This window comes from Phenylobacterium deserti (genome assembly GCF_003254705.1).
Lineage (GTDB): Bacteria > Pseudomonadota > Alphaproteobacteria > Caulobacterales > Caulobacteraceae > Phenylobacterium > Phenylobacterium deserti.
This window is the reverse complement of the sequence record NZ_QFYR01000003.1, coordinates 308,520-334,774: the sequence shown is the minus strand read 5'-3', so window position 1 is coordinate 334,774 and position 26,255 is coordinate 308,520. Positions and strand designations below refer to the sequence as shown.

General features: G+C 66.8%; 23 protein-coding genes and 1 tRNA gene. 15 read left to right on the top strand and 9 right to left on the bottom strand.

What is annotated here, in order from left to right; translation table 11 throughout:
* Positions 1–56 precede the first annotated feature (56 nt).
* The 4 genes from DJ018_RS14160 (at position 57) to DJ018_RS14145 (ending at position 4,583) form a co-directional block, all read left to right on the top strand.
* Positions 57–2,843, top strand: coding sequence for a PQQ-binding-like beta-propeller repeat protein (locus DJ018_RS14160; RefSeq protein ID WP_111515605.1), 2,787 nt, complete (start codon positions 57–59; stop codon positions 2,841–2,843).
* Between the two features lie 51 nt (positions 2,844–2,894).
* Positions 2,895–3,557 carry a hypothetical protein gene (locus DJ018_RS14155; RefSeq protein WP_111515604.1) on the top strand — a complete coding sequence of 221 codons (663 nt, stop codon included), beginning with the start codon at positions 2,895–2,897 and terminating at the stop codon, positions 3,555–3,557.
* A 32-nt stretch (positions 3,558–3,589) separates the two neighbouring features.
* Positions 3,590–3,967, top strand: coding sequence for a hypothetical protein (locus tag DJ018_RS14150; protein WP_111515603.1), 378 nt, complete (start codon positions 3,590–3,592; stop codon positions 3,965–3,967).
* 124 nt (positions 3,968–4,091) lie between these two features.
* Positions 4,092–4,583 (top strand): single-stranded DNA-binding protein, encoded by a 492-nt coding sequence (locus DJ018_RS14145; protein WP_111515602.1) that lies wholly within the window; start codon positions 4,092–4,094, stop codon positions 4,581–4,583.
* A 3-nt stretch (positions 4,584–4,586) separates the two neighbouring features.
* Here the strand turns inward: DJ018_RS14145 and DJ018_RS14140 are convergent, their stop codons facing one another.
* Complete coding sequence (locus DJ018_RS14140) at positions 4,587–7,004, bottom strand: FdhF/YdeP family oxidoreductase (protein ID WP_111515601.1); 2,418 nt, start codon at positions 7,002–7,004, stop codon at positions 4,587–4,589.
* 100 nt (positions 7,005–7,104) lie between these two features.
* Between DJ018_RS14140 and fdhD the strand changes: the two genes are divergently transcribed.
* Positions 7,105–7,905 (top strand): formate dehydrogenase accessory sulfurtransferase FdhD, encoded by an 801-nt coding sequence (gene fdhD / locus DJ018_RS14135; protein WP_111515600.1) that lies wholly within the window; start codon positions 7,105–7,107, stop codon positions 7,903–7,905.
* Between the two features lie 3 nt (positions 7,906–7,908).
* Here fdhD and DJ018_RS14130 read toward each other — a convergent pair whose 3' ends face one another.
* From DJ018_RS14130 to DJ018_RS14115, 4 genes are read right to left on the bottom strand one after another with little or no spacing between them, the layout of a single operon-like run.
* Positions 7,909–8,394, bottom strand: a complete 486-nt coding sequence (locus DJ018_RS14130; protein WP_111515599.1) for a hypothetical protein — start codon at positions 8,392–8,394, stop codon at positions 7,909–7,911.
* 58 nt (positions 8,395–8,452) lie between these two features.
* Positions 8,453–9,883, bottom strand: coding sequence for an efflux transporter outer membrane subunit (locus tag DJ018_RS14125; RefSeq protein ID WP_240609558.1), 1,431 nt, complete (start codon positions 9,881–9,883; stop codon positions 8,453–8,455).
* On the bottom strand, positions 9,880–13,095 hold the full coding sequence (locus DJ018_RS14120) for an efflux RND transporter permease subunit (protein WP_111515598.1): 3,216 nt from the start codon (positions 13,093–13,095) through the stop codon (positions 9,880–9,882). Before DJ018_RS14120 ends, DJ018_RS14125 begins: the two co-directional genes overlap by 4 nt.
* Positions 13,096–13,102: 7 nt before the next feature.
* Positions 13,103–14,245 (bottom strand): efflux RND transporter periplasmic adaptor subunit, encoded by a 1,143-nt coding sequence (locus DJ018_RS14115; protein ID WP_111515597.1) that lies wholly within the window; start codon positions 14,243–14,245, stop codon positions 13,103–13,105.
* A gap of 120 nt (positions 14,246–14,365) precedes the next feature.
* Here DJ018_RS14115 and DJ018_RS14110 point away from each other — a divergent pair, with 120 nt between their 5' ends.
* The gene (locus tag DJ018_RS14110) at positions 14,366–14,938 is read left to right on the top strand and encodes a TetR/AcrR family transcriptional regulator (protein ID WP_111515596.1); all 573 of its coding nucleotides are present in this window, start codon (positions 14,366–14,368) and stop codon (positions 14,936–14,938) included.
* Between the two features lie 7 nt (positions 14,939–14,945).
* Here DJ018_RS14110 and DJ018_RS14105 read toward each other — a convergent pair whose 3' ends face one another.
* Positions 14,946–15,395 carry a DUF3617 domain-containing protein gene (locus DJ018_RS14105; RefSeq protein WP_165842927.1) on the bottom strand — a complete coding sequence of 150 codons (450 nt, stop codon included), beginning with the start codon at positions 15,393–15,395 and terminating at the stop codon, positions 14,946–14,948.
* A 78-nt stretch (positions 15,396–15,473) separates the two neighbouring features.
* Positions 15,474–16,535 (bottom strand): 2OG-Fe(II) oxygenase, encoded by a 1,062-nt coding sequence (locus DJ018_RS14100; RefSeq protein ID WP_111515594.1) that lies wholly within the window; start codon positions 16,533–16,535, stop codon positions 15,474–15,476.
* A gap of 106 nt (positions 16,536–16,641) precedes the next feature.
* Between DJ018_RS14100 and gyrA the strand changes: the two genes are divergently transcribed.
* The 6 genes from gyrA to DJ018_RS14070 all read left to right on the top strand — a co-directional run bounded on the left by gyrA (position 16,642) and on the right by DJ018_RS14070 (position 22,151).
* Complete coding sequence (gyrA, locus tag DJ018_RS14095; RefSeq protein ID WP_111515593.1) at positions 16,642–19,419, top strand: DNA gyrase subunit A; 2,778 nt, start codon at positions 16,642–16,644, stop codon at positions 19,417–19,419.
* Positions 19,420–19,490: 71 nt separating this feature from the next.
* Positions 19,491–19,991 (top strand): pantetheine-phosphate adenylyltransferase, encoded by a 501-nt coding sequence (gene coaD, locus DJ018_RS14090; RefSeq protein WP_111515592.1) that lies wholly within the window; start codon positions 19,491–19,493, stop codon positions 19,989–19,991.
* On the top strand, positions 19,981–20,331 hold the full coding sequence (locus DJ018_RS14085) for a nuclear transport factor 2 family protein (protein ID WP_111515591.1): 351 nt from the start codon (positions 19,981–19,983) through the stop codon (positions 20,329–20,331). The genes coaD and DJ018_RS14085 overlap by 11 nt, the downstream gene beginning before the upstream one ends.
* Positions 20,332–20,335: 4 nt before the next feature.
* Positions 20,336–21,211 (top strand): peptidylprolyl isomerase, encoded by an 876-nt coding sequence (locus DJ018_RS14080; RefSeq protein ID WP_111515590.1) that lies wholly within the window; start codon positions 20,336–20,338, stop codon positions 21,209–21,211.
* Positions 21,211–21,678, top strand: coding sequence for a peptidylprolyl isomerase (locus DJ018_RS14075; protein ID WP_111515589.1), 468 nt, complete (start codon positions 21,211–21,213; stop codon positions 21,676–21,678). Before DJ018_RS14080 ends, DJ018_RS14075 begins: the two co-directional genes overlap by 1 nt.
* Before the next feature lie 8 nt (positions 21,679–21,686).
* The gene (locus DJ018_RS14070; RefSeq protein ID WP_111515588.1) at positions 21,687–22,151 is read left to right on the top strand and encodes a hypothetical protein; all 465 of its coding nucleotides are present in this window, start codon (positions 21,687–21,689) and stop codon (positions 22,149–22,151) included.
* Here DJ018_RS14070 and DJ018_RS14065 read toward each other — a convergent pair.
* The gene (locus tag DJ018_RS14065) at positions 22,120–23,079 is read right to left on the bottom strand and encodes an endonuclease/exonuclease/phosphatase family protein (RefSeq protein ID WP_133254302.1); all 960 of its coding nucleotides are present in this window, start codon (positions 23,077–23,079) and stop codon (positions 22,120–22,122) included. The genes DJ018_RS14070 and DJ018_RS14065 overlap by 32 nt on opposite strands.
* Positions 23,080–23,144: 65 nt before the next feature.
* Between DJ018_RS14065 and queA the strand changes: the two genes are divergently transcribed.
* Both queA and tgt read left to right on the top strand, forming a co-directional pair.
* On the top strand, positions 23,145–24,218 hold the full coding sequence (gene queA, locus DJ018_RS14060) for a tRNA preQ1(34) S-adenosylmethionine ribosyltransferase-isomerase QueA (protein ID WP_111515586.1): 1,074 nt from the start codon (positions 23,145–23,147) through the stop codon (positions 24,216–24,218).
* On the top strand, positions 24,218–25,336 hold the full coding sequence (gene tgt, locus DJ018_RS14055; protein WP_111515754.1) for a tRNA guanosine(34) transglycosylase Tgt: 1,119 nt from the start codon (positions 24,218–24,220) through the stop codon (positions 25,334–25,336). The genes queA and tgt overlap by 1 nt, the downstream gene beginning before the upstream one ends.
* On the opposite strand, the gene DJ018_RS14050 is transcribed toward tgt, so the two are convergent.
* Positions 25,318–25,911, bottom strand: coding sequence for a hypothetical protein (locus DJ018_RS14050; protein WP_240609557.1), 594 nt, complete (start codon positions 25,909–25,911; stop codon positions 25,318–25,320). The genes tgt and DJ018_RS14050 overlap by 19 nt on opposite strands.
* A gap of 126 nt (positions 25,912–26,037) precedes the next feature.
* On the opposite strand from DJ018_RS14050, the gene DJ018_RS14045 reads away from it, so the two are divergent.
* Positions 26,038–26,112, top strand: a tRNA-Lys gene (locus tag DJ018_RS14045).
* Positions 26,113–26,255: the final 143 nt, after the last annotated feature.

The window sequence follows — 26,255 nt, the reverse complement described above, 5'->3', positions numbered from 1 at the left end:
TCAGCCGTACCTGCTGTAGCGTCGTCCTGCGGGGCTGCGCCTGCGCATGGGGCCACATGGCTGTAACCTTCGATCCGAACATCCTGCTGAGCTACTATCAGGCCCGTTCGGGCGTGGGTGGCGCCGGCGTGGCCGGAGCGACAGGGACGAGCACCAAGGTCGCGCCGACGGCGCCCTGGTCGAAGACGGCCACCCCGGCCCAGATAAGCGAAACGGTCAAGGCGGCGCTCGCCGGCAAGAAGCTGGTCGACGAAAACGCAGCTCAGCTCGACCTTCCGGGCGCAAGCGCGGACTACAAGAAGCTTTTCGCGCTCTTCAACGGTCTGGAGACGCTCACTGGTCTTGCGAACCAGATGAACGCCAAGAACCTGACGGCCCTCGAGAAGTCGCGGATCAGCAGCACCTTCGCGAAAGGGCTGGCTGAGATCTCCACCTACATCAAGAGTTCGGACTTCGAGCAGCTGCGGATGACGCAGGGCGAGACCAACACGGTCGCCAAAGCCAAGCTTACGGTCCCGAAGTCTCAGACCACTTATGTCACCGGGCCGCTGACCAGCTCATCCACCGAGGCCGTGCCCGCGTTTGAAGGCGACGTGCGCTTCACCATGTCGGTGGAGCGCGTCAACGTCGTCCACGACGTGGAGATCGACCTGGCAGGCATGGGCGGGACGCCTCGCACCCTGGCCAACGTCATCAACTATGTGAACGGCCAGTTGGACGCCGCCGGCGTCGACTCGCGCCTGAAAACCGAGCGCATCCCTGCCCAGGAGCGGGAGGTGAAGGTCGGCTCCAAGACAGTCAAGCTGCCGGCCGGTCCCGACCAGTGGGCCATGAAGGTGACGGTAGGTATCGGGGAGAAGGTGTCCTTCTCGGCCCCGGCCCAGGCTCCTGCAGTGTATGTGGCGCAAGGCGTGGGCGATCCCAATCCAGATGGCAAGTCGACCACCGATGATGGCGTCATCCAGAACCAGTTGCTGAAGTTCCAGACCGACACCTCAGTCGTGGGCGCGCCGAGCCAGACACCCGGCCAGTCCAACTGGGTGGAAGGCCGGGTGTTCGCGGAGAACCTGGACGCGCAGGTGAAAACGGTCCGCGCCCAGACCGTTGGCCCAGACGGCTCGGTCTACATGCTGGCCGACGTCAATGGCGAGGTCGAAGGACAGACGATCAAGGGCAGCCAGGACGTCGCCCTGCTGAAGTACGACTCCGCCGGCAAGCTCGTCTACGCACGCACGTTGGGCGCGGCGGAGAACGCCACGGGCCTCGGACTTGCTGTGTCGGCCGACGGCAAGGTCGCAATCGCCGGCGCCGTGAAAGGCGCACTGCATGGCGCTACCGAGGGGGCGCTGAACTCCGGCACGACCGGAACCTATGCCGGGCTCACGGACAGCTTCGTCACCGTCTTCAATGCAGACGGCGAGGAGCTGTGGACCCAGCGTCGGGGCGCCAAGCAGGACGACGAAGCCTCAAACGTGGCCTTCGGCGCGGACGGAACTGTCTATGTCTCGGGCCGGTCCAAGTCGACCATGCCCGGCGGCGAGGCGATCGGGGGCTGGGACAACTACGTTCAAGGCTTCAAGGCCGACGCTGCCGGCAAGGTCCAGACGCTGTTTACGCAGAGCTTCGGATCCGCAGGCGTCGATCGGACCAAGGGGCTGGTGGTTGACGGCGATGCGCTGGTCACGGCGAGCGTGGAGGAGGGACGAGCTGTGCTGCGTCGCTTCGACCTGTCGAGCGGGGCGCCTGAACTGGTGGCCACCCGTGATCTGGGCGACCTGCAAGGCGGCGACATCGCTGGACTGGCGCTGGACGGCGGCGATGTCGTCCTGGTGGGTACGACCTACAATGGGGCGTTGGCGGCCGGCACGGTGACGCGAGCTCACAACGGCGGCTCCGACGCGTTCGCGGCGCGCATGGGCGCCAACCTGGAGTTCGCAGCCGGTGACGGGATCGCCTACTACGGCGGGATCGGCAACGATAAGGCGACCTCCTTAGCGGTGGCCGACGGCAAGGTGTTCATCGGCGGCTCGGCCGGTGGCGACCTGCCGGATCTCGCTCCGGTCGGAAAGCAGGACGGCTTCCTGGCGAGCCTGGATGTGGCGAGTGGTGAGGTGGGTTGGTCCCGCCGCTTCACCGGCAAGGATGGTTTCGCCGCACCGACCGCGATCGCCGTGGACACCAAGGGCGCGAGCGTCCTGGATCGCATGGGCCTGCCCACCGGAATGATCGACACCACACCGTCGCAGCGTTTGACGGCGGTCAGCGCGATCCGGGCGGGCGACCAGTTCTCTATCCGGATCGGTCAGACGACGCGCACGGTGACCATCGAGGACAAGGATACCTTGGACACGCTGGCGACCAAAATCCGCCGGGCGTCCGGGTTCAATGCCAAGGTGACGGTGTCCACCGCCCAGGGCGCGCGCACCCTGAAGATCGAGCCGATCAACACCCGGAGCATCGTCGAGATCGTGGCAGGGAAGGTGGATAAGGACGCACTGGAGTTGCTCGGCATCCCGGAAGGCGTGGTGCGCGCGACGGAGATGAACAAGGCTGGCAAGAGCGTTCCGACGGACGGAAAGGGCATGCTCTATGGCCTCGGGCTGCCGAATGACCTGAACCTTTCGAACGCCGAGCAAATCCGGCACGCGCTGGCTGAGATCGTGGCGGCGCAAGGCATCATCCGGAACGCCTACAAGGACTTGAAGACGGCCGCGACGCCAGAGAGCCAGCGCCGGCAGGAAGAGATCGCGGCGGCCGCCGCCAGCGGCAAGGTCCCGACATATCTCCAGAACCAGATCTCCAGCTATCAGGCGGCGCTTCAGCGCCTGACCGGCGGCGGCTGAACCGGCTCTTAGCCGCCTTGAAAGCGGCGGCGGGCCGGTCTAGCCAGAGGCATGGACCTGTCCGATCGCCGCATTCGCATCGCGCTAGGCGGCGCCGCCGTCGCCGTGCTGGCGGGCGGCCTGGTGGCGATCGGCATGATCGCACCTCACAAGGACGAGGCCCCGCCGCCGCCGCCTGCGTCGCGCGCCGGCCTCATCATCGAGGAAGGCCAGCCGGACCAGGGCGTGGATGCGTCCAAGGCGCTCCGCTGCTTCGTGGCCGGCCAGTTCGTGGGCGAGATGAGCCTGGCCCGCTGCGCCCAGCGCAACGGCGTCGCCACAGCCGCCCTCGATGTCGGTGTCGATGCATCGGGGGCGTTGGCCGCGGCTGGGCAGGCGGGCACCGTGCTGACGCCTTTGCCGCCGAGCGAACAGGCGCCGACCCCATTGCAGCCAACGCCCGTCCAGCCGGCAGGACCGCCCGCGGGAGCTTGCTGGCGCTACGCCGACAGCCAGTGGCGGCGGCTTCCGGGCGAGATGACGTTGAACGCCTGCGTCCAGACCCTCTATGCGGGTCGATGCGAGAAGGCCGGGGCGGCGAGCTATGGGCGCTGGATGCAGCAGACCCTGCGTCTGGTGCCCGGCAAGGTGGAGATCAGCAGCGACAACCAGAGCTTCCGGACGTTGGCCGAACAGGCCGCCGGCTGCAGCCTGCCGGTTCTGCAAGGGAGCTAGAGTGGCGTGATCGCGTTGTGTAGGCTCGCACCATGCAACGCACCCTCCTGATCCTGTCCCTGGCCGTCGCGGCCGCGCTGTCCGGCTGCGCCAAGCGCACCAAGCCTCCGGGTACGCCGGGCGTCTGCTACCACGTGGTGGCCGGCAAGGAGGGCGAGCTCCGCTACAACAAGCTGGTCAACACGCCGAACCTGGAGACCTGCGCCGCCAACCTGGAGGCCATGCGTCTGAAGTTCCTGCTGATGGGCGGCAACCAGACCGAGATCATGGGCGCCTACCAGGCCAACTTCATCTTCCTGATGCGGGAAGGGATCTTCACCGGCACCAGCCTCGAAGGGCCGCGATACGTCGCGCTGGTCCGGACAGGAGACGGACGCCTCGCCATTCCGGGCGCTATGCCGCAGCAGTAGTTCCAATCGCCTGTGGATGGCGCGGAACGGAAGCGGAACATCTGGTTGCCAGCCTGTTAACGGGTCGTTAGCTTGCGCCCGGGGGCTGAGAAATGCCCGGAACCACGGAAGCTAGGACATTCGCATGGCGGGCAGCGTCAACAAGGTCATCCTGATCGGCAATCTCGGAGCCGATCCCGAGATCCGCACTCTCAATTCCGGTGACCGCGTCGCCAATCTGCGCATCGCCACCTCGGAAACCTGGCGCGACCGCGCCTCGGGCGAGCGCAAGGAGCGCACCGAGTGGCACCGGGTGGTGGTGTTCAACGATGGCCTGGTGAAGGTCTGTGAGAACTACCTGCGCAAGGGCTCCAAGGTTTATCTCGAAGGCGCGATCCAGACGCGCAAGTGGACCGATCAGTCGGGCCAGGAGAAGTTCTCCACCGAGATCGTGCTGCAGAAGTACCGCGGCGAGCTGACCATGCTCGACGGGCGTGGCGAAGGCGGCGGCGCCGGCGATCGCGACCAGGGCGGGGGCTACGGCGGCGGCTTCTCGTCGTCTTCCGGTCCGCGCCAGCAGGGCTCCGGCCCGCGCGAGGACTTCTCGGCCGACCTGGACGACGAAATCCCGTTCTAAGACCTATCCGGCGCGGGCCGGCGATTGCCGCTCGGCCCGCGTCACCCGCACCGGCACGGCCTTGTAGGCCGGGGTGTGGGCTTGCTTGTCGTGATGACCGAGGGGCACCAGCGGGTTCGTTTCGGGATAGTAGGCGCCGATGCAGCCCTTGGGGATGTCGTAGGGCACGATCCTGAGACCCTGCACGGTGCGCGAAACCCCGTCCTCGATCACGGTCTCCAGATCAACGAACATGTCCGCCGCCAAGCCGAGATCGGCGATGTCGGCGGCGTTCATGAACACCACCAGCCGAGTGCCTTTCACGCCGCGGAAGCGGTCATGGTAGCCGTAGACCGTGGTGTTGAACTGGTCGTTGCTGCGCAAGGTCAGCAACTGCAGCACGCCCGCTTCGCCCAAGCTCTCCGGCCGCCCGGCGAACATCTGTGTGGGCGTGATGAAGTTGGCCTTGCCGCTTCGAGTGTTCCATTTGCGCTCGCGCGCAGCCAGCGGCCGGGTCAGGCCGCCCGGCTGCATCATCTTCTCGTTCAGCCCCTTGAAGGTGGCGGGCCAGGTCTCCTCGATGGCCGTGCGGACACGGCTGTAATCCGCCACCCAAGCGTCCCATGGGATCAGCGGGTTGGGCGGCAGCGCCGCCTTTGCGATGGCGGCCACGATGGCCGGTTCGGACCGCAGGTGAGGGCTCGCCGGGCGGACCCGTCCGACCGAGCCGTGGAAATGAGCCAGGCTGCTCTCCATGGAAACGATCTGGGGACCCGTCGCCTGTTCATCGATCTCGATCCGGCCCAGGCAAGGGAGAAGATAGGCGACCTCGCCGTGCACCACGTGGCTGCGATTGAGCTTGGTGGCGATGGCGACGCTGAGGCGCAGCCTGCGCCAGGCGGCCTCCACTCGAGGCAGGTCGGGAGCGGCGCGGACGAAGTTGCCGCCCAGGGCGACGAAGGCCTTCACTTCGCCGCTGATCATCTTCTCGCAGGCCGTGACTGTGGTGACCCCCTCGTGTCGCGGCGGCTCGAAGCCGTACATCGCCTTGAGCTGATCGAGCGGCGCGAGTTCCGGCTTTTCGGTGATGCCGACGGTGCGCTGGCCTTGCACGTTCGAGTGGCCCCGAACGGCGCATATCCCGGCCCCCGCCTTGCCAATGTTGCCGCGCAGCAGCAGCAGGTTGACCAGCATCTGCACGTTCTCGACGCCCGCGACGTGCTGAGTTAGGCCCATGCCGTAAATAGCCATTACGCGGTCGGCCGTGGCGTAGCGATGCGCCACTTCTTGCAGCGCCGCACGCGTGAGGCCCGAGACCTGTTCGATCTCCCCCCAGTCCGCGCGGCGGCAGTACTCCGCGAACTCCACGAATCCGGCCGTGTGCTCCGCGATGAAGTCGTGATCCAGCACCCGGCGATTGGCGGCGCTGGCCGCGGCAGCTTCCATGGAGAACCCGGCATCGTTCTCTGTCTTGGCCAGCAGGTCGGGTCGGTCCGTGCCGTGGGCCTCGCCTCGGGCTATGGCTTCGTCATCGGCGGCGATCAGCGCCTTGCAGATCCCGGTCAGCGCCGCGATGTCGCCCCCGTTGCGGACTTGGTGGATCGCAGAGGCGATCTGGGTCTCCTGCTGGACCACCATTTCGCGGGGGGACTGCGGATTCTTGAAGCGCTCCAGGCCACGCTCGCGCAATGGGTTGAAGCCGATCACCGTGGCCCCGCGCTTCACCGCTTCCTGCAACTGGTGGAGGATGCGGGGCGAAGACGTACCGGGATTGTGGCCGACGTAAAGGATCAGGTCGGCCTGCTCGAAGTCCTGCAGGGTGACGGTGCCTACCGATACCCCGATGCTCTGCGGGAGCGCCACCGAGGTGCTCTCGTGGCACATGTTGGAGCTGTCCGGGAGGTTGTTGGTCCCATAGGCCCGCGCCAGCAGCTGATACATGTAGCTGGTCTCAAGGCTCGCCCGCCCGCTGGCGTAGAAGACCACCTGATCGGGATCAGCGCTTAGCGCCTTCAGCTCGCGGCCGATCTCCTCGAACGCCGCTTCCCAGGCCACCGGCTCGTACTTGTCGGTCTGCGGGTTCCAGCGCATGGGCTGGGTGAGCCGACCGGCCTCTTCCAGGCGGTAGTCGAGCCAGTCCTCCAGCTCCGTCAGCGTGTGCGCCTGGAAGAATTCGGGATCGACCTTCTTGCCGGTGATCTCCCAGGCGGTCGCCTTCACCCCGTTCTCGCAAATTTCCAGCGGGTGCGGCTTGGCAGGCTTGGCCCAGGCGCAGCTCACGCACATGTAGCCGCCCGGCTTGTTCTGGTGGAGCAGCGCCTCGCCACCCTCCAGCAGGACACCTTCGCGGGTCAGGATTTCCGCAACCGACTTCACAGAGCCATAGCCGCCGGACGGGCCATCGTAAGGCTTGATGCGCGGCGTGTCCGAAGCCTTGGTCATGCGGACCCCCTGCGAAGCTTGCTGAACTTCAATGCCGGACGAAGCGTTACGTTGCGGCGGCGGGGGAGGGATCATCCACGTCCGCTTCCAAGGGGCGGAGATGAACGTCACGACCACCAGTCTTCTGCCCCGGCTGAGCTGGACAGCCGGTGGACCGGCCATCGGCGAGCGGATGGTGGCCGAGGAAGCGCCGGTCGCCCTGGTGCATAACGGCTCGACCACGGCCGTGATGATGGCGACGCCCGCCGATCTGGAGGACTTCGCCATCGGCTTCAGCCTGACCGAGGGGCTGGTCAGCGCCCTTGATCAAATCCGCGATGTGGAAGCCGTTCGTCAGGCCGAAGGTATCGAGGCGCGCGTGTGGCTCGACGCCGCGACGGCGGCGAAGATCGCCATGCGCCGCCGCAAGCTCGCGGGCCCCACCGGCTGCGGGCTTTGCGGCGTCGAGAGCCTGGCGGCGTCCAAGCGATCTACGTCACGCGTCGAGGCGCAAGGGTTCAGCATCACGCCGGAGTCCCTGCTGCGCGGCATGTCGGCTATGACCGACCGTCAGACGCTCGGCCACAGCACGAGGGCGGCGCACGCTGCGGGCTTCTGGCAGGACGAGACGCTAGTCGCCGTGCGTGAGGACGTCGGGCGGCACAACGCTTTGGACAAGCTCGTGGGCGCTCTGGCGCGGAAGGGCGCGTCGAGTGTGGGAGCCGTGCTCCTGACCAGCCGTGTGTCCGTTGAGATGGTGCAGAAGGTCGCGGCCTTCGGCGCGCCGGTGATCTGCGCCGTCTCCGCCCCGACCACGCTGGCCGTGCGAACCGCCGATGAGGCGGGCGTGACCTTGATTGCTGTATGCCGCGCTGACGGCTTTGAGGTCTTCACCCACGGGGCGCGGGTCGACCTCGCCTGACAGCTACGGAGCGGGCGTTGCGGGAGGCGCGGGGTCGGACAGGTACTCGGCACGGAACACCGCGGCCAGATCATCGGCCCGCGGCGCATCGCCGAGCGAAGCGCCGTTGCAGGCCATGCCGTAGATCGTAGCGGCCAGGGTCTCGGGCTCGATCGGGCCGGAGGGGCCGCCGCGCCGTGACTTGCGTTGTCCGGCGAGGGTGAACTGCTCGGCTTGCAGAGTGCGGAAGCGGTCCTTGCCGCACTCATATCGGACGCGGGTGATGGTCCAGTCCGAAGGCAGCCGCGGCTGCAGCCACGGGCCGCGCGTGAGCTGTCGGACCTCCTTTGGCCCGCCAGGCTTCTCAGGCGCCGCCGTGATGTCGGCTTGCGCCGCCCAGACCTGGCCCGCCGGCGTGCGGATCAGACGCCAAGCCGTCGCCCGGTCCTGCGAAAGGGCGGTTGCTGGGGCGGCGAGAGCGGTGAAGGCGAGAAGGAGGCGGAGGGACACTGCAAACTCCGAACGGCGATCCAGCTAGTGTAGAGCCGGATCGCCGTCACGGAAGAGGTCAGCTCGCGGTCTGCGACCAGCCGCCGCCCAGAGCCTTGAACAAGGTGATCTGGGTCGAGGTCACAGCCGTCTCGGACTGGGCGAGCTGGGCTTCGAGGTTTGCCAAGGTGCGCTCCGCGTCTAGGACGGAGAGGAAGCTGTCGGCCCCCTCACGATAGCGCAGTCGCGACAGCTCCACGGCGCGCGCGCCCTGGTCCCGCGCCCGCCGCAGCGCATTGCGCCGGTCGAGCTCGCGAGCGTAGGCGCTCAGAGCCGTCTCGGTCTCCTGCAGGGCGACGAGGTTGGTCTGCTCGAAGGTCGCCAAAGCGCCTTCGGCCGCCGCGCCCGCCTGGGCGATCCGCGCTCGCGCCGCGAGGATGTTGGGGAAAGTCCAGCTGATCAGCGGGCCGACGCTGAACTGATAGTCGTCGCCGAACTCCTGGAACATGCCCCCGGCGGTGGCGATCGAGCCCCCAAGCGAGATGCTCGGGTAAAGCGACGCCGTGGCGACGCCGATCCGGGCCGTGGAAGCCGCGAGGCGACGCTCGGCCTGGCGGACATCCGGACGGCGACGCAGCAGGGCCGCGCCGTCACCCACCGGGATCGGGCTGACAATCTGCGGGGGCCGCAGGCAGGCGCGCGCCGCGGTCGAAGCCTCGGCGGGCGGACGGCCGGTCAGCACCGCAAGCCGGAAGAGCGCCGCATCCCGGGCGGCTTCCAGCGGCGGGATGCTGGCGCGCGTCGACTCCAGCTGAGCGTTCGCACTCGCCACATCCAGCCCCGTTCCGCGGCCGGCTCGCAAGATGGTCTGGGTCAGCTGAGCGCTTTCCTGCTGCACGCCCACCGTGCGCTGAGCCACGGCGAGCTGAGCGTTGGCGCCGCATGCGTCGGCATAGGCGCGGGCGGTTTCCGCTGCGACGGAGACGCGCACCACTTCCAGCGCCGCCTCGGCCGCTTGCGTTTCCGCACGCGCTGCCTCGATGGACCTACCGACCCGACCGAACAGGTCGACCTCGTAGGAGACATCCAGGCCCAGGGAGCTCGTGTCGATCTCCATCGCCTGGCCCGTCAGCGGGTTCGGCTGGCGCACACGCGCCGCCGACCCGGTCACCTGGGTGCCAGGCAGGCGGGCGGTCCGAGCCTCCGACAGAATAGCGCGGACCTGAGCGAGGTTGGCCGTCGCGACCGCGATGTCCCGGTTGTTGGCCAGGGCGTCGGCGACCAGACCATCCAGAGTGGGATCCTGGTACAGGCGCCACCAGTCGCCCGGCGGCTGCTCAGCGGAGAAGGGACCCTGGGCGGCGGCCACGAAGGCCCCCTGGCCGGGCGTGTTCGCCGGCGCCCGATAGTCCGGTCCCACTGCGCAGGCGCTCAGGAGAGCGGCTGCGCTAAGGGCCAAGGCGGAGCGCCAGGGCTTCACGGGAAGAGGCTTCACGAAGAGGGACTTCACGAACGGGCTCCTTCCGGCTCGCCGCTCAGCGGGTCATGCGGAGTCCCGCCGCCGGTCGTGGGGTAGACGCGCTCCTTCTGCGGAGGCTTGGGCATCCGCTGACCGAGCCAGCGGCTGACGACGTAGAACACCGGCGTGAAGACCAGGCCGAACAGGGTCACCCCGAGCATCCCGAAGAACACTGCCGTGCCAAGCGCCTGACGCATCTCCGCGCCGGGGCCCGTGGCCAGCATCAGCGGCACGACGCCGAAGATGAAGGCGAAGGAGGTCATCAGGATGGGGCGCAGGCGGGTCCGGGCGGCGGTGACGGCCGCTTCGAACCGGTTCTTGCCCTCATGATCCTCGGCTTGCTTGGCGAATTCCACGATCAGGATCGCGTTCTTCGCCGCCAGGGCGACCAGCACCACCAGCCCGATCTGCGTCAGGATGTTGTTGTCCTGACCCCGGAGATTCACCCCCAGCAGCGCCGCAAGGATACACATCGGCACGATGAGGATGACCGCCAACGGAAGCGTCAGGGCTTCGTATTGGGCCGCCAACACCAGGAAGACCAGGATCACGGCCATGCCGAACACGAGGCCCGCCGTGTTGCCGGCGGTCTTCTGCTGGTAGGCGAGTTCGGTCCACTCGTAGCTCATGCCCGGAGGCAGCACCTGCGTGGCGATCTGCTCCATGGTGGTCAGCGCCTGACCGGACGAAACGCCCGGCGCCGCCGCACCCTGGATTTCCGCGGCCGGGAACCCATTGAAGCGGACCACGCGCACCGGCCCCGTGTCGTCGTTCAGCTGAGTGACCGAGCCGAGCGGCACCATCGAACCGGCCGCCGAACGGACGCGCAGGTTGGCGACGTCGGAGACGTTGTTGCGCCCCGAAGGCTCGGCCTGCGCCGTCACCCGGAAGGTGCGGCCGCCCAGGCTGAAGTCGTTGACATAGGTGGAGCCAAGGTAAGTGCCGAGGGTCGCGTAGACATCCGCCGGCTGCACGCCCATCAACAGCGCTCGATCGCGATCGACTTCCGCCGAGATGCGCGGCGAGCCCGTGTTGAACTGGTTGAAGACGCCCAGCACGTTCTGGTTGGTCATAGAGGCGCCCATGATTCCGTTGGCCGCCTGTTCAAGCGCCTGATAGCCGGCGCCCGAACGGTCTTGCACCATCATCTTGAAGCCGCCTGCGTTGCCGAGGCCCTGAACGGGGGGCGGCGACAGCACGAAGATGTTGGCGTCCTCAATGGCGCTGAGCTTGCCCATTACCGCGCCGGCGATGGCGTCCGCGTTCAGGTCCTTACCACGCTCGTCCCAGTCCTTGAGGCGGACGAAGACGGTCGCGGCGTTGGACTGCATGGAGAAGCTTGCGCCATCCAAGCCTGAGAAGGCCGCGGAGCCGAGCACGCCGGGCATGGACTGGATCTCTGTGACCGCCTTCTTCAGCACGGCGTCCGTGCGGTCGAGGCTGGCGCCCGGGGGAAGCTGGACAACGCCGATCAGATAGCCCTGGTCCTGCGGCGGGATGAAGCCGCTGGGCGTGGCGGCCAGGCGCCAGCCGGTGAGGGCGAGCAGGCCGGCGTAGAGGACCAGCATCAGGATGCTGGCGCGCACCAGCCGGGCGGTCAGGCGGCCATAACGGTCGCTGAGCCAATTGAAGCCGCTGTTGAACTTCTCGCCGGCGACGACAACAGGCCGCATCCACGCTGGGTGGTGAGCGCCTTCCTTGTGTGGCTTCAGCAGCAGCGCGGCCAGCGCGGGCGACAGGGTCAAGGAAACCAGCAGCGAGATCAGGGTGGCCGCCGAGATGGTCACCGCGAACTCACGATAGAACTTGCCCGGAATGCCCGAGACGAAGGCGGTGGGCACGAACACCGCCAGCAGCACCAGGCCGATGGCGATCAGCGCGCCGGTCACCTCATCCATGGTCCGGTAGGCGGCCTCCCGAGGGGTCATCCCCAGGCGTATGTTTCGCTCGACGTTCTCCACGACGACGATGGCGTCGTCGACCACAATGCCCACCGCCAGCACGAGGGCGAACAGGGACAAGGAGTTGATCGAGTAGCCGAGCGCCAGCAGGACGGCGAAGCTGCCCAGCAGGGACACCGGCATGGCGATGATCGGAATGATCGCGGCGCGCCAGGTCTGCAGGAACACGATGACCACGATGGTCACCAGCACGACGGCTTCCAGCAGGGTGTGCTGAACCGCCTTCACGGACTCTTCGACGTAGATGGTCGGGTTGTAGGGGATCGAGTACTCGACGCCCTGCGGGAACGACGGCTTGGCCTCTTCGACCGTGCGCAGCACGGCTTCAGCGGTTTCCAGGGCGTTGGACCCGGGCTGCTGGATGACGGCGATACCGATGCCGCGCTGGCCGTCGAAGTAGCCGCGGATGTTGTAGTCCTGCGAGCCGACTTCCACGCGAGCGACGTCGCGGACGCGGACGATGCGACCCTCCGCATCAGTGCGGATGACTACGTCGCCGAACTGTTCGGGATCGGACAAGCGGCCCTGGACCTGGATCGGCAACTCGGTGGCGACGCCGGGCCCCGAGGGCGATTGGCCGAGCGCGCCGCCAGCGACCTGGAGGTTCTGGTTGCGCAGGGCTCCCACGATTTCCGAGGCGGTCAGATTGCGCGCAGCCGCTCGGTTGGGGTCGATCCAGACGCGCATCGAGTAGAAGCCGCCGCCGAAGACCTGCACGCCGCCGACGCCCGGGATGCGGAGGAGGCGGTCACGCAGCTCCGATTGGGCGTAGTTGCCGATGTAGTCCGTGGTGACGTTCGGGTCCTTGGACGTCAGGGCGACCAGCAGCAGGAAGCCGGTGGCTTCCTTGTTCACGGTGACGCCGATCTGGCGGACCTGCTCGGGCAGGCGCGGCTCAGCCAGGGCCACACGGTTCTGGACAAGCACCTGGGCCTGATCGAGGTCGGTGCCCGGACGGAAGGTGACGGTGAGGGTCACCGCGCCGTTCGCGGAAGACGAGGTCATGTAGAGCATGCCCTCGACGCCGTTCACCTCTTGCTCGAGAGGCGCGGCCACCGCTTCTGCGAGTGTCTCGGCCGAGGCGCCCGGATAGGCGGCCACGACGGATACGCTAGGCGGAGCGATCTCGGGGTACTGCGAGAGGGGCAGCGCCGGATAGGCGAAGATCCCCAGCAGCGCGATGAACACCGAGATGACGGCCGCGAAAATCGGCCGGTCGATGAAGAAATGCGAGAAACGCATGGGGGCCTCAGTTGGCCGGCGTGGCGGTGGCGGCCGGCGACAGCGCCGGCGTGAAGCTGGTCGCTGCGGCCTGCTCGGTGCGGCTGATGGCGGTCAGCTTGGCTTGCACCTTTTGGCCCGGGCGCACGCGCTGGAGACCGTTCACGATCACCCGGTCGTCGGGACGGATCCCGGAGCGGATGACGCGCAGGCCGCCGGTCGTCGGGCCGGTCTGCACCGGCTTGATCAGCACGTCGCCGTTGGCTTGCGCCACGTAGACCACCTTGCGCGGACCATCGGACACGACGGCCGCTTCGGGGACCAGCAGGGCAGGGTAGGCGCCGGTGGCCGCCATTCGGGCGGAACCGAACATGCCGGGCTTGAGGAAGCCGTTCGGATTGTTGACCGCCGCACGCAGGCGCACCGCGCCCGAGTTCGGGTCGAGAGCGTTGTCCGAGAACTCCAGACGGGCGTTCCAGCGCGGCTCGGCTTCGTCTTGCAGGCGAATCCGCACGGGGGCGCCTGAGCGGCTGGTGGCCTCACGCTGGTAGCGGAGGTACTGCGCTTCGGAGGCGTCGAAGACGAAGTGGATCGGGTTGGTGGAGACCACCGTCGTCAGGATGTCGCCGTTCGACGTGCCGCCGGAGATCACGTTGCCGGGGTCGACCCGGCGGTCGGACACCACACCGGAGATCGGCGCCGTCACTCGAGTGAACTCCAAGTCGAGCTGGCGGGCCCGCAGGGTCGCTTCCGCCACCAGGGAGGCGGCGCGGCGGGCTTCGAACTCCTCACGGGAGAAGGCTTGCGCTTCCAGCAGGGACTGGGCGCGCCGGAGCTCCGAGCGTGCCGACTGGGCTTGAGCCTGGGCGGCAGCGAGAGCAGCCTGCGCCGGACGCGGGTCTAGGGTGAAGAGAAGCTGGCCCTTGCGGACGAACTGACCGTCCTTGAAGTGCACCTGCTGCAGGTACCCGCCGGTGCGGGCGCGCACTTGAACCTGTTCGGGCGCTTCGAAGCGGCCGGTGAAGTCGTCCCAGTCGACGACGTTCTGCGTCAGCGGCGTGGCCACCGAGACCGCCGGCGGCGGCATCTGCGGCGGACCCGCGGGCTTGCCGCAAGCAGTGACGGTGAGGCTCGCCAACGCAACGAGCGCAAGCGTGGTTTGATTTCGCATGCCCTATCCCCAAGGCTTACGCCCGTCCGATCGTCGGACTTAAGTCAACAGGCGGTGACATAGGCGTGGAGCGGAACTATACAAGTCAACGCGCGTTGACAAGATCAGGAGTTTGCCCGGATGAGTTGCGTCGAGGCCACACCTGCACGCAGCCGCAATGCGGCCGCAACCCGGGCAGCCATCCTGAAAGCGGCTTGTGGCCGATTCTCACGTGAGGGTTATGACGGCGCGAGTCTTCGCGACCTTGCGTCCGATGCGGGCGTCGATCCAGCCCTGATCTGCCGTTATTTCGGATCCAAAGAAGACCTGTTCGCCGAGGCGCTGAAGAACTGCGCTTCGCCGCCTGACCTGTTCGGCGGCGATCCTAAGAGTTTCCCGGAGCGGGTGGCTCAGATGCTGGTCGTCGAGCCGAAGCCGGAGGGGAAGCTGGAGCACCTGCTGATGGTGCTGCGCTCCGCCGCGTCGACAAAAGCGGCGGAGATCATCCGGCGGAACAATCGCGAGACCTTTTACGGTCCGCTGGAGGAATGGCTCGGCGCGCCGGACGCCGCCGTTCGAGCCCGAGCCGTCGCAGGGATCATCATGGGGTTTGCGGTCGCTCGCGCGATCGATGACGACGCCATGCTTCAGGACGGCGAGCGACAGCAGCTGTGCCGCAAGGTGGCCGACCTTCTCAGGACGGCCATCGGCTAGCGCTCATTTACTTGCCGGAGCTGGCGGTGGTCGGCGGGCAGGTGTCGGAGATCCGACGGGCTTCGGTGGAGGCGCGGCCGGAAAGCGGGATCCCGAACAGCTCAGAAGCGATCCGGGCGTTGATCTGGAAGCTGGTCGGCGTGTAGCTGCCTTCGCCTTCCACAGCCACCTTCCGGCCCTTCTTGCTGACGCAGGTGCCCTTGAGGGTGATCTTGCCGTCATCGATCACCTTAGTCGGGTAGGTGCAGGCGTAGTGCCTGTTGCTGGGCCCGTTCATGAACTTCTCCACGTCTGCGGGCGTGATGCAGCGCTTCTCCGTGGAGCTGTCGCGGATCGGGGAGAGAAGGCGGTTCGTGGACTCCCAGTAGCCGGGCTTGATGGTCTCGGTCTTCTGAGCGGCGGCCGCCGGGGTCGCGATGGCGGCTGCGGCGAGGAGGAGGGCGGTCAGGTTCTTCATTGCGTTCCGTCTTAGCATTCCGCGCAGCCTTGGTGCATCCGACCTGAACCGATCATGAGCACATAGGCTCCACCGTGTTCAGTTCGCTTCGACAGCGGTCTCGGCAATCCGTTCGCGGTAGGCATCGAGCAGCGACTGGCCGGCTTCGTCATAGAAGAATGGCAGGAAAGCGTAGCGGCGGCCGGAGGTTACGGGCGTGGCTTCATGCAGCAGTCCGCAACCGAACACGCAGCTGCCGCCCACCGGCGGTCGGTAGGTGGCGGGGCCGAATTCCGGAAAGCGCAGGTCGCCGCCTTCGAAGCTGTCGTTCAGATTGATGGACCCGGCGAACTTGCGGTGTGCCGTTCCCTGGGTGGTGTTGTCCCTGTGGGCGTGGAAGACGCCGCCGTCCTCCGCCGCGTAGCAGCTCACAAGGTAGCGCTCGATACGCGTGACCTTGAAGCCGAACGCTCGGTTGATCATCGGGAAAAGACGCGCCTTGAGCCGACGGCGGATCGCCGTCTGCAGGTCCGGGTCAGTAATCAGGACATCACGCCGCTTCTTCAGATCGTCCATCACCACCACGGTGCGCTGACCTCGATCGCGCATGACGCCGCTGAAAGCGCCGCCGCCGTCGCTTTCGAGCAGGTCGATCAACTGCTGACAGAAAGCGGGTTCGAAAATTCTGGGGGCGATCAGAACGGGCGCAGGGATGATCGGGCCGGCATGACGCTCCGGCGGCGGCAGCTTGGGCAAGGCGGCGAAGAGAGCCTGCTCTTCGCCCACGTTCCAGCGCCGCAGCAGGCGCAGGGTGGGGTCAAGCAGGAGCCAGGCGGGCCGGTCTACGCCATCGTCAGCCGCTACGTCGAATTTGCGGCTGATGCGGTCATCAAGGTCGAGGATCCAGTGGAGCGCCTTGAGATCCTTCACCCCCACGGCTGTCGCGGCATCCCGGACAACGGCGAGCGCGGTGAGCCGACGGTTGTCGAACGTCGCCAGGTTCTCGGACAGAGCCGCCAGGACCTCCCCCCGCCGGTCGGCGTCCCGGGGCAGGAAGACCATCAGCACATAGCGTCCCGCCACGGTGTCGAAACTGAACTCGGGCTGGGACGGGGTCGCGGCCCGAAACCAGGGAACAGGCTCGCCGACAGCGATGGACATATGGGACTCCGGGTCGCGCCACCCGCGTGGAGTTGGCGCAGCCGCCTTCAGAATGCTAACAACGATGCCTACATAAGCAGTCCGATTCTAACGGCAAAATCCCTCCGTGACCGACGAGACCACCACCCCTCCGGACGACCGGCGCGGGGGCATCGCCCCTATCGCCATCGAAGACGAGCTGAAGCGCTCGTATCTCGACTACGCCATGAGCGTCATCGTCAGCCGAGCGCTGCCTGACGTTCGGGACGGTCTGAAGCCGGTGCACCGGCGGATCCTGTTCTCGATGAACGAGCAGGGCAACACGCCGGATCGATCATACGTGAAGTCGGCCCGCGTGGTCGGTGACGTGATGGGTAAGTATCACCCGCACGGCGACGTCGCGATCTACGACACGCTCGTCCGTATGGCGCAGCCCTTCTCCATGGGCCTGCTGCTGATCGACGGTCAGGGCAACTTCGGCTCGGTGGACAATGATCCGCCCGCGGCCATGCGCTACACGGAATGCCGTCTGACGCGCGCTTCCATGTCGATCCTTGCGGATCTCGACAAGGACACGGTCGACTTCAAGGACAACTACGACGGTTCCGAACAGGAGCCGGCCGTTCTGCCGTCGCGTATTCCGAACCTGCTGGTGAATGGCGCCGGCGGCATCGCCGTCGGCATGGCCACCAACATCCCGCCGCACAATCTTGGCGAGGTTATCGACGCCTGCCTCACCTACATCGACGATCCGGAAGTCAGCCTCGAGCAGCTGCTGGACATCGTGCCCGGTCCGGATTTCCCGACGGGCGGTGAGATCATCGGCCGCTCGGGTGCGCGCCAAGCGCTGATGACAGGCCGCGGTTCGGTCGTCATGCGCGGCAAGGCCACCGTTGAGGAGATCCGCAAGGATCGTGAAGCGATCGTCATCACGGCGATCCCTTATCAGGTGAACAAGGCCGCGCTGGTCGAACGCATCGCCGAACTCGTCCGTGAAAAGCGGATTGAAGGCGTCGCGGACCTGCGCGACGAAAGCGACCGCGACGGCATGCGCGTCGTCGTCGAAATGAAGCGCGACGCTTCGGGCGACGTGCTGCTGAACCAGCTTTATCGCTACACGCCGCTGCAGACCTCGTTCGGGGTCAACATGCTGGCGCTTAACCGCGGCCGGCCCCAGCAGATGGGGCTGCGCGAGATGATCACCGCCTTCGTGGATTTCCGCGAAGAGGTGGTTGTCCGCCGGACCAAGTACGAGCTGTCCAAGGCGCGCGATCGCGGTCACGTCTTGGTGGGCCTGGCGATCGCCGTGGCCAACATCGACGACTTCATCCAGATCATCCGCTCGTCTAAGGACCCGTCGGAAGCTCGCGAGCGCCTGGTGGCGCGCGATTGGCCGGCGGGCGACATGCTGCCGTTGGTCGAGCTGATCGCAGATCCGCGCACCGTGGTGATCGGCGGAGACCGTATCCGCCTCACCGACGAACAGGCCCGGGCGATCCTCGCCCTGACGCTGTCGCGCCTTACCGGCCTCGGTCGTGACGAAATCTTCGGGGAGGCCCGCACGCTGGCCGAGGCCATTCGTGGCTTCCTCGAGATCCTGGCCTCTCGCGAGAAGGTCATGGCGATCGTCCGAGAAGAACTGGTCGAGGTGCGCGAGAACTTCGCCGTTCCCCGCCGGACGGACATCGTCGACGGCGACTCCGACGTCGAAGACGAGGACCTGATCGCGCGCGAGGAGATGGTGATCACGGTCACCCACTCCGGCTATGTGAAGCGCACGCCGCTGGCGACCTACCGGACCCAGCATCGCGGCGGCAAAGGCCGCTCCGGCATGGCGACCAAGGACGAGGATGCGGTGACCCGTGTCTTCTCCGCGAACACGCACACGCCGATGCTGTTCTTCTCGTCGGGCGGCAAGGCTTATCAGCTGAAGGTGTGGCGCCTGCCGGTCGGCACGCCGACGTCCCGCGGCAAGGCGTTCGTCAACTTGCTGCCGATCGAGCCTGGCGAAAGCATCACGTCCATTCTGCCGCTGCCCGAAGACGAGGCGACCTGGGATCAGTACGACGTGATGTTCGCCACCCGCTCGGGGAACGTCCGCCGCAACAAGCTCAGCGACTTCATCGGCATCAAGCGAAACGGCAAGATCGCGATGAAGCTCGACGAGGGCGACTCCATCGTGGGCGTGGGCGTCTGCAACGCCGACCAGAACGACATCCTGCTCACCACAGCCCTGGGCCGCTGCATCCGCTTCGCGGTGGACGAGGTGCGTGTCTTCGCCGGCCGCGACTCCACTGGGGTTCGCGGTATCCGCCTGGCCGATGGCGACAGCGTCATCTCCATGGCGATCCTTCGCTCTGTCGAAGCCAGCGCCGAAGAGCGCGCCGCCTACGTCAAGCAGTCGAACGCCAACCGCAGAGCCGCCAACGGCGAAGGCGATGAGGTGGAGGACGCCGTCGCGGCCGACGACGAGGATGACGCCGCGGGCGACGCCGCCCTGTCGGTGGAGCGCTTCGCCCAGCTGGGCGCGGCCGAGGAGATCATCCTCACCGTGTCGACCGAAGGCTACGGCAAGCGCACGTCCGCCTACGAGTTCCGTCGCACCGGTCGTGGCGGTCAGGGTCTGCTTGCTCAGGACCTCACCAAGCGGGGCGGGCGGCTGACAGCCTCGTTCCCGGTGGAGGACAGCGACCAGATCCTGCTGGTCACCGATCAGGGGCAACTGATCCGCACGCCGGTGAGCCAGGTTCGCATGGTGGGCCGCAACACCTCCGGCGTGATCATCTTCCGCACGGCGAAGGATGAGCACGTGGTCTCGGTGGAGCGCCTGGCGGACACGGGCGAGGAAGAGGTCGACCAGGTCGAGGACGGGACCCCCGAGGCTCCCGAGGGCGGCGAGGCCTAAGTCAAGTTAGGGCTTGCCAGAAGCCCGCGCCTTAGCGAAACGCGAGACGGGCAGTTGGGGGACCAAGCCTCATGGTGACGCGCGTCGGCCTCTACCCGGGCACCTTCGACCCGATCCACAACGGTCACACCGACATCATCGGCCGCGCCATCAAGCTGGTGGACAAGCTGGTGCTCGGAGTGGCCATGAACACCGGCAAGGGGCCGATGTTCAGCCTTGAGGAGCGGGTGGCGATCGTCGAAGAGGCCGTCGAGCCCCTTCGCAGCCGGGTCGAGATCGAGGTGCGTCCGTTCCAGGGGCTTACCATGCAGTTCGCCCGCGACATCGGTGCGGGGATCATCGTGCGGGGCCTGCGAGCCGTCGCCGATTTCGAGTTCGAGTTCCAGATGACGGCCATGAACCAGCAGCTGGAACGTGAGATCGAGACCGTGTTCCTGATGGCGGATCCACGCCATCAGGCGATCGCGTCCAAGCTGGTGAAGGAGATCGCCATGCTGGGCGGTGACGTTTCCAAGTTCGTCAGTCCGCCTGTCCGGGACCGCTTGCTGGAGAAGGTCAGCAATGCGACCTGATCCGCGCGCCTTCGCCGAAGCCTGGATCGCCGCCTGGAACGCGCTGGATGTCGAGGCCGTGCTTAGCCATTACGCCGAGGACATCGTTTTCACGACGCCGAACGCCGTGCGCTTCACCGGTGATCCCACGGGCCGGGTGGTCGGCAAGACGGATCTCCGGGACTACTGGAGCCGCGCCCTGCAGAGCGGAGGCCTAACTTTCACCCTTCGCGCGGTGTTGAGCGGGCCCGACGGCGTGGCGATCCGCTACCACAGCTCGCGGACAGACGCCGAAGTGGTGGAAGTCGCCCGCTTCGGCGAAGACGGACTGGTCCACGAGTCCGCCGCCTATTACGAGTAGGATCATGAGAGCCAAGCTATTGCTCGCCGCGGCGTTCGCGGCCCTTTGCCTGCCTGCTGCCGCGACAGCGCAGTCTCGCGCCAAACCCTCCATCACCGACGTGCCGAAGCGGCCGGGACCGGTTGCAGCTGATTGGCGCACGCCGGACGCCAACGACGTGCTGGTGATCGACACCAACAAGGGTCGGATCGTCCTCGAGATGATCCCGGAGGCGGCGCCGCTGTTCGTGCAGCGCGTGCGCGAGTTGGCTCTCGAGCACTTTTACGATGGCCACACCTTCTTCCGGGTCATTGAAGACTTCATGGATCAGACCGGCGACCCCTTGAACACGGGCGAGGGCGGCTCGACCCGACCGGACGTGCCCGGCGAGTTCACGTTCCGCCGTGGTCCAGAGACGGCCTTCGTGACGGCGGCTGATCAGAGCATCGCGGAAGTGGGCTTCATCAAGTCGCTCCCGGTCATGAGCCAGAGCATGATGCTCGCCCCGATGACCCGGGACGGGAAGGTCTCGGCCTGGGGGCTGTTCTGCCCTGGCGTCGCCGGCGCGGCGCGCGCCGAGAGCCCTGACTCGGCGAACAGCCAGTTCTTCCTGATGCGGGCGGGCTATCCTTCCCTGGAGAAGCGTTATGCCGCCTGGGGCCGGGTGATCTCGGGTCAGGACGTGGTGCGGGCCATCAAGGTCGGAGAACCCGTCGCTGATCCGCAAGACCGCATGGAACGGGTCCGCGTGCTGGCCGATATACCGGCGGCGGAGCGGCCCAAGGTGCGGGTGATCGATCCGAAAAGCGCCTGGTTCAAGGGCGAGATTGACCGCGTTCGAGCAACCAAAGGGGCCGACTTCTCGGCCTGTGACGTGAACATTCCTGCTGAGGTGAAGTGATGGCCAACGATCCCGAGAACACCCTGATCATGACGCTGGAGTCGGGTCCGGTGACCATCAAGCTGCGTCCCGATCTGGCGCCGGGCCACGTGGAGCGGATCAAGGAACTGGCCCGCGAGGGCTTCTACGACGGCGTCGTGTTCCACCGTGTGATCCCGGGCTTCATGGCTCAAGGCGGCGATCCGACCGGGACCGGCTCAGGCGGCTCGGACAAGCCGAACCTTCAGGCGGAATTCAGCCGTGAGCCCCACGTCCGTGGCGTCTGCTCCATGGCACGCACGCCGAACCCGAACTCGGCCAACAGCCAGTTCTTCATCTGCTTCGACGACGCCACCTTCCTGGACGGCCAGTACACCGTCTGGGGCGAGGTGACGGAAGGCATGGAGCACGTGGACGCCCTGCCGAAGGGCGAGCCGCCCCGCGCGCCCGGCAAGATCGTCTCCATGAAGGTGGCGGCGGACGCCTGAGGCCCGCCGTGGCGCCTCGGCTCAAGGTGTTCGTGACGAGCGACGGGTTCACCGACTACATCGTCGCGACCACCTCTAGAGCCAAGGCGCTGGCCGCCTGGGGCTTGCGCCAAGATGTGTTCAAGGAAGGCCGCGCGCACGAGACGGACGATCCCGATCTCGTCGCCGCGGCCACCGCGCAGCCGGACCAGGTTCTGCGCCGACCCGCTGGTACGCGGGACAGTCTTGCCAAGCTGAAGCCCCCTTCGAAGGCTAAGCCAAAGGGCACGTCGCCGGCCGCGCTGAAAAAGGTCGCCGATCTCGAAGCGAAGTTGGCTGATCTCGAAGCCTCGCACGAGGAGGCTCTCGCCGAGATCGAAGAACAGCGCGCAACGCTGGAGCGCCGCGCCGGCGAACTCGTGCACGATTACCACGCTCGCCGCGAGAAGCTGGAGGCTGCGCTCAGCGGGGCTCGAGCGGCGCTAGAACCGTGATTAACGGGTAGTGGTCGGAGGTCAGGCGCGGGCCGCGTTTGATGCTCACCGTCGCCCACCCCGATCCTGCGTAGACGTGATCGATTGGCAGAAAGGGAACGGCCGTCCACTTCAGTTGTTTGTAGGGCTGAGCCGGCCAACTGAAGATAGCCCGGTCGCGGCGGAACAGGCCGAACGTCCGGTCCCACCGCTGCCGCGAGAAGGACCAGGGTGCGGAGTTGAAGTCGCCGGCAAGGATCGTGCGTTCGCCGGGGAAGCGGCGAAGCGTGCGCCGGATGCGTTCCTCCTGACGCTGTTGGTCAGCCACGTCCGTCGGCCAGGCGTTGTGCATTCCCACCACAGTGAACTCGCCACGCGCGTCACGGAGCGTCGCCGTCACCAGGGGTCCGTCGCCCTTGGCCCGGGAGGTCGCCACGATTGGCAGGCGGGTTAGCACCGTGGAATCGCATCTGATGCAGGTTGCGTTCCAGCCGCCGCGTTCAAGGATGCGCTGGCGGACCTCGGGGCGATATTCCGCGAGGATCACCACGTCAGGATCCTGGGCGAGGATCCAGTCGGCCGTCGCTTCCGGCGCAGGGTTGCTCACATAGACGTTGAGCGAGACGATCTTCAGCTCGCCGGAGCCGCCGGCTGCGGCTTTCGGACCGGTATCGCGCAGGTACTCGGGCGCAACCAGCCATGCGCCCGCGACCACGCCCAACAGGCCGATGCCCACGATGAACAAGCGGAGCCTGCCGCGAAACAGAAGACCCAGAACAAGGCCGAGCGCGGCTCCCGCGAGCCAGATGGGCGCGAAGTGGGCCAGCACGTCCCAGTCGAGGCTGATCCGACCCAGGTGCGCGCCCATTCCCGCGGCTGCGGACAGGAACGTCCCGGTGAGGATCGCTACGCCCAGAAGGTCGGCGAGAAAGATTCGCAAGCGATGCACGTCGCGCGTCTAGCACGAGGCGACGCTTGACGCGCCTGCGGCCGCGTGGCCTTGACGCCCGTCCTATGCGTCTTGCTGATTTCGACTTCATTCTGCCCGAGGAGAGCATCGCTCTTCGCCCCGCGAACCCTCGGGATTCCGCGCGACTGCTGTTGGTTGAGCCCGGTGCGCCGCTGCAGGACCTACGCGTCTACGATCTGCCGGGCCTGCTGCGCTCCGGCGACATCCTGGTTCTGAACGACACCAGGGTCATCCCGGCGCGCCTGAAGGGCGTTCGCCTGCGTGGCGAGAGCCGAGTGGCGTGCGAGGCGACCCTCCATAAGCGCCTGTCCGCCCACGTCTGGACGGCGTTCATGCGTCCTGGAAAGAAGCTCAGCCCTGGCGACCGGATCGCGTTCGGCGCCACCAGCGACGCAGCCTGCCTGCTGTCGGCGCTCGACGCGACGGTGAAGGAGAAAGGTGAGGGTGGAGAGGTCACCCTCGCCTTCGATCTGTCCGGACCCGACCTCGACGTGGCGATCTCGGAGCGGGGCGCCATGCCCCTGCCGCCCTATATCGCCGCCAAACGCGGGGAAGACGAGAAGGACCGCGCCGACTACCAGACTGTCTATGCGCAGGAGGACGGCTCGGTCGCCGCTCCGACGGCGGGCCTGCATTTCACGCCGCAACTCTTCGCGGGGCTGGAAGCTGCCGGGGTTCAGACCGCCTTCGTGACCCTCCATGTGGGCGCCGGCACTTTTCTTCCTGTGAAGTCCGAAGACCTGTCGGAGCACCGGATGCACGCCGAGTGGGGCGAGGTGGACGAGGCGACCGCTGACCGGCTGAACGCGGTGCGGGCGGCGGGCGGACGCATCATCTGCGTTGGGACAACCTCCTTGCGGCTGCTGGAGAGCGCAGCGGGCGAGGACGGTGTGATCCGGCCGTTCATGGACGAGACCTCGATCTTCATCACCCCGGGCTACCGGTTCCGGGCCGCCGACGGGCTGATGACCAACTTCCACCTGCCGAAATCGACCCTGTTCATGCTGGTCTCGGCCTTTGCGGGATATGAGACCATGCGCGCGGCCTACGCCCACGCCATCGAGAGCGGCTACCGCTTCTATTCCTATGGCGACTCCAGCCTGCTGTGGCGGGCCTGATGGCAGCGTTCCCGTTCAAAATCGACGCCACGGACGGCCGTGCCCGGACAGGGATCCTGGCTACGCCGCGCGGCGACATCCGCACGCCGGCCTTCATGCCGGTGGGCACGGTCGGCACGGTGAAGGCGATGACGGTGGACCAGGTGAAGTCCACCAGCGCCGACATTATCCTCGGCAACACCTACCACCTGATGCTGCGTCCCACGGCCGAGCGGGTCGCGCGGCTTGGCGGGCTCCACAAGTTCATGCGCTGGGACAAGCCCATCCTGACGGACAGCGGCGGCTTCCAGGTCATGTCCCTCTCCAAGATCTGCAAGGTCAAGGAAGAGGCGGTGACGTTCCAAAGTCACCTCGACGGCTCGCGGCACGTGCTGTCGCCGGAACGATCCATGGAGATCCAGGCCGACCTGCTTGGCTCCGACATCGTGATGCAGCTCGACGAGCTGGTTTCGCTGCCGACCACCGAAGACAAGGCGGCCGACGCGATGCGCCGTTCGGCTCGGTGGGCCCAAAGGTGCAAGGATGCGTTCGGCACGCGCGACGCCCAGGCCTTGTTTGGCATTCAGCAGGGCGGGACCTTCGCTAGTCTTCGCCAGGAGTCAGCCGACCGGCTGCGCGAGATCGGCTTCGATGGCTATGCGATCGGCGGCTTGGCCGTCGGGGAAGGGCACGAGGGCATGGTCGAGGTGCTGGACTATGCCCCTGAGATGCTGCCGGCCGAACGTCCCCGCTATCTGATGGGTGTGGGCAAGCCCATCGACATCGTTGAAGCGGTCGCCCGCGGCGTCGATATGTTCGATTGCGTCCTGCCGACCCGCTCCGGTCGCCACGGCCAGGCCTGGACCTGGGACGGTCCGATCAACCTGAAGAACGCGCGCTTCGCCGAAGACGAAAACCCGCTCGATTCGAACAGCTCGGTGTCGCCCAGCTGCGACTATTCGAAGGCCTATCTGCACCACCTAGTCCGAGCCGACGAGATCCTCGGCCAGGTGCTGCTGTCCTGGCACAACATCGCCTTCTTCCAGGATCTGATGTCGCAGCTGCGGGCCGCCATCGCTGAAGGACGGCTCGAAGCTTTCCGCCGGACGTTTGCGGACCGTCAGCGCCGGATGGGGTAGCGGGGCTTCCAGCCTTGGGTCGGCGGCGTCGACCCAGCAAGCTCGTGCGAGGGGGTCGCGGGAGGCGAGCAGCCGCGCGATTCGCCCAAGCCCTTCAGGTAAGCCCGACGGACGCCGCCAGCCATAATTGCGGCTTGCACCAGGTTGTCGTGCCGCTCGGCGCCGGAAAGCTTGCGGACCCAGCCCCGGAACGGGATCGCCTCGGTGGTGACGCCAGCGACGGCGCTCAGGGCCGTGCCGCGGCCCTTGTCGAGAAGGTCATCCTCATCCTGGGAAGGGGTGTCCAGATCAGCGCCTAGGGCGTCGTTGAGCGGCCGGATCAACTCGATCAGAGCTTGGCAGCTGGCTTTTTCAGGCCGGGCGTAGGGATCGGCGATTGCGGCCAGGAGAACGGGCGGGATCTTGGTCCGGAGGACGTTGATGTCGCGCAGCGGCGCCCGTACCGCGCCGGTCAGATTCTCCCGGTTAGCTTCGTTCGTGGTCTGAATCCGCGGCGAGCCATCGGCGCGTGGGGTGGTGCAGCTCGCCAAGGCGAGACAGGCGAGAGGCAGGACTGTTGAGGTGAGTCGACGCATTAGTTGTGAGTCTAGCTAAGACCTTGGCCCTGTTAAGGCGTCGCCGGTCTTGCGCGGCTCGGCCGCGGCGCCTATGGTCCGCGCCGCTTAGCCCGGGGGTTCGCACCCATGAGTCCCGGACACAGCGGGCCGGTAGCTCAGTGGTAGAGCATTCGACTTTTAATCGAATGGTCCTGGGTTCGAATCCCAGCCGGCCTACCAACTCCCTGATCCCAAATGGATGTTCCGCTCGTCGTTCCCGCTGGTGGGCGCGCGCGTGGCCCTTAGACGCATCCACCCGACGCGTCTCCGAGAGGGCGTCCTTCTGGGTGACACAGACCACGGCCAAAGCTACATCCGGCGCG

Excerpts from the sequence above, each read along its gene's own strand:
- DJ018_RS14145 (WP_111515602.1), top strand. The coding sequence starts at position 4,092 with ATGGCGGGCAGCGTCAACAAGGTCATCCTGATCGGCAATCTCGGAGCC.
- DJ018_RS14100 (WP_111515594.1), bottom strand. The coding sequence starts at position 16,535 with ATGTCCATCGCTGTCGGCGAGCCTGTTCCCTGGTTTCGGGCCGCGACC.
- tgt (WP_111515754.1), top strand. The coding sequence starts at position 24,218 with ATGGCAGCGTTCCCGTTCAAAATCGACGCCACGGACGGCCGTGCCCGG.
- DJ018_RS14160 (WP_111515605.1), top strand. The coding sequence starts at position 57 with ATGGCTGTAACCTTCGATCCGAACATCCTGCTGAGCTACTATCAGGCC.
- DJ018_RS14140 (WP_111515601.1), bottom strand. The coding sequence starts at position 7,004 with ATGACCAAGGCTTCGGACACGCCGCGCATCAAGCCTTACGATGGCCCG.
- DJ018_RS14150 (WP_111515603.1), top strand. The coding sequence starts at position 3,590 with ATGCAACGCACCCTCCTGATCCTGTCCCTGGCCGTCGCGGCCGCGCTG.
- DJ018_RS14155 (WP_111515604.1), top strand. The coding sequence starts at position 2,895 with ATGGACCTGTCCGATCGCCGCATTCGCATCGCGCTAGGCGGCGCCGCC.
- DJ018_RS14080 (WP_111515590.1), top strand. The coding sequence starts at position 20,336 with ATGAGAGCCAAGCTATTGCTCGCCGCGGCGTTCGCGGCCCTTTGCCTG.
- DJ018_RS14115 (WP_111515597.1), bottom strand. The coding sequence starts at position 14,245 with ATGCGAAATCAAACCACGCTTGCGCTCGTTGCGTTGGCGAGCCTCACC.
- DJ018_RS14110 (WP_111515596.1), top strand. The coding sequence starts at position 14,366 with ATGAGTTGCGTCGAGGCCACACCTGCACGCAGCCGCAATGCGGCCGCA.
- DJ018_RS14105 (WP_165842927.1), bottom strand. The coding sequence starts at position 15,395 with ATGAAGAACCTGACCGCCCTCCTCCTCGCCGCAGCCGCCATCGCGACC.
- DJ018_RS14085 (WP_111515591.1), top strand. The coding sequence starts at position 19,981 with ATGCGACCTGATCCGCGCGCCTTCGCCGAAGCCTGGATCGCCGCCTGG.
- DJ018_RS14075 (WP_111515589.1), top strand. The coding sequence starts at position 21,211 with ATGGCCAACGATCCCGAGAACACCCTGATCATGACGCTGGAGTCGGGT.
- DJ018_RS14120 (WP_111515598.1), bottom strand. The coding sequence starts at position 13,095 with ATGCGTTTCTCGCATTTCTTCATCGACCGGCCGATTTTCGCGGCCGTC.
- queA (WP_111515586.1), top strand. The coding sequence starts at position 23,145 with ATGCGTCTTGCTGATTTCGACTTCATTCTGCCCGAGGAGAGCATCGCT.
- coaD (WP_111515592.1), top strand. The coding sequence starts at position 19,491 with ATGGTGACGCGCGTCGGCCTCTACCCGGGCACCTTCGACCCGATCCAC.
- DJ018_RS14050 (WP_240609557.1), bottom strand. The coding sequence starts at position 25,911 with ATGCGTCGACTCACCTCAACAGTCCTGCCTCTCGCCTGTCTCGCCTTG.
- fdhD (WP_111515600.1), top strand. The coding sequence starts at position 7,105 with ATGAACGTCACGACCACCAGTCTTCTGCCCCGGCTGAGCTGGACAGCC.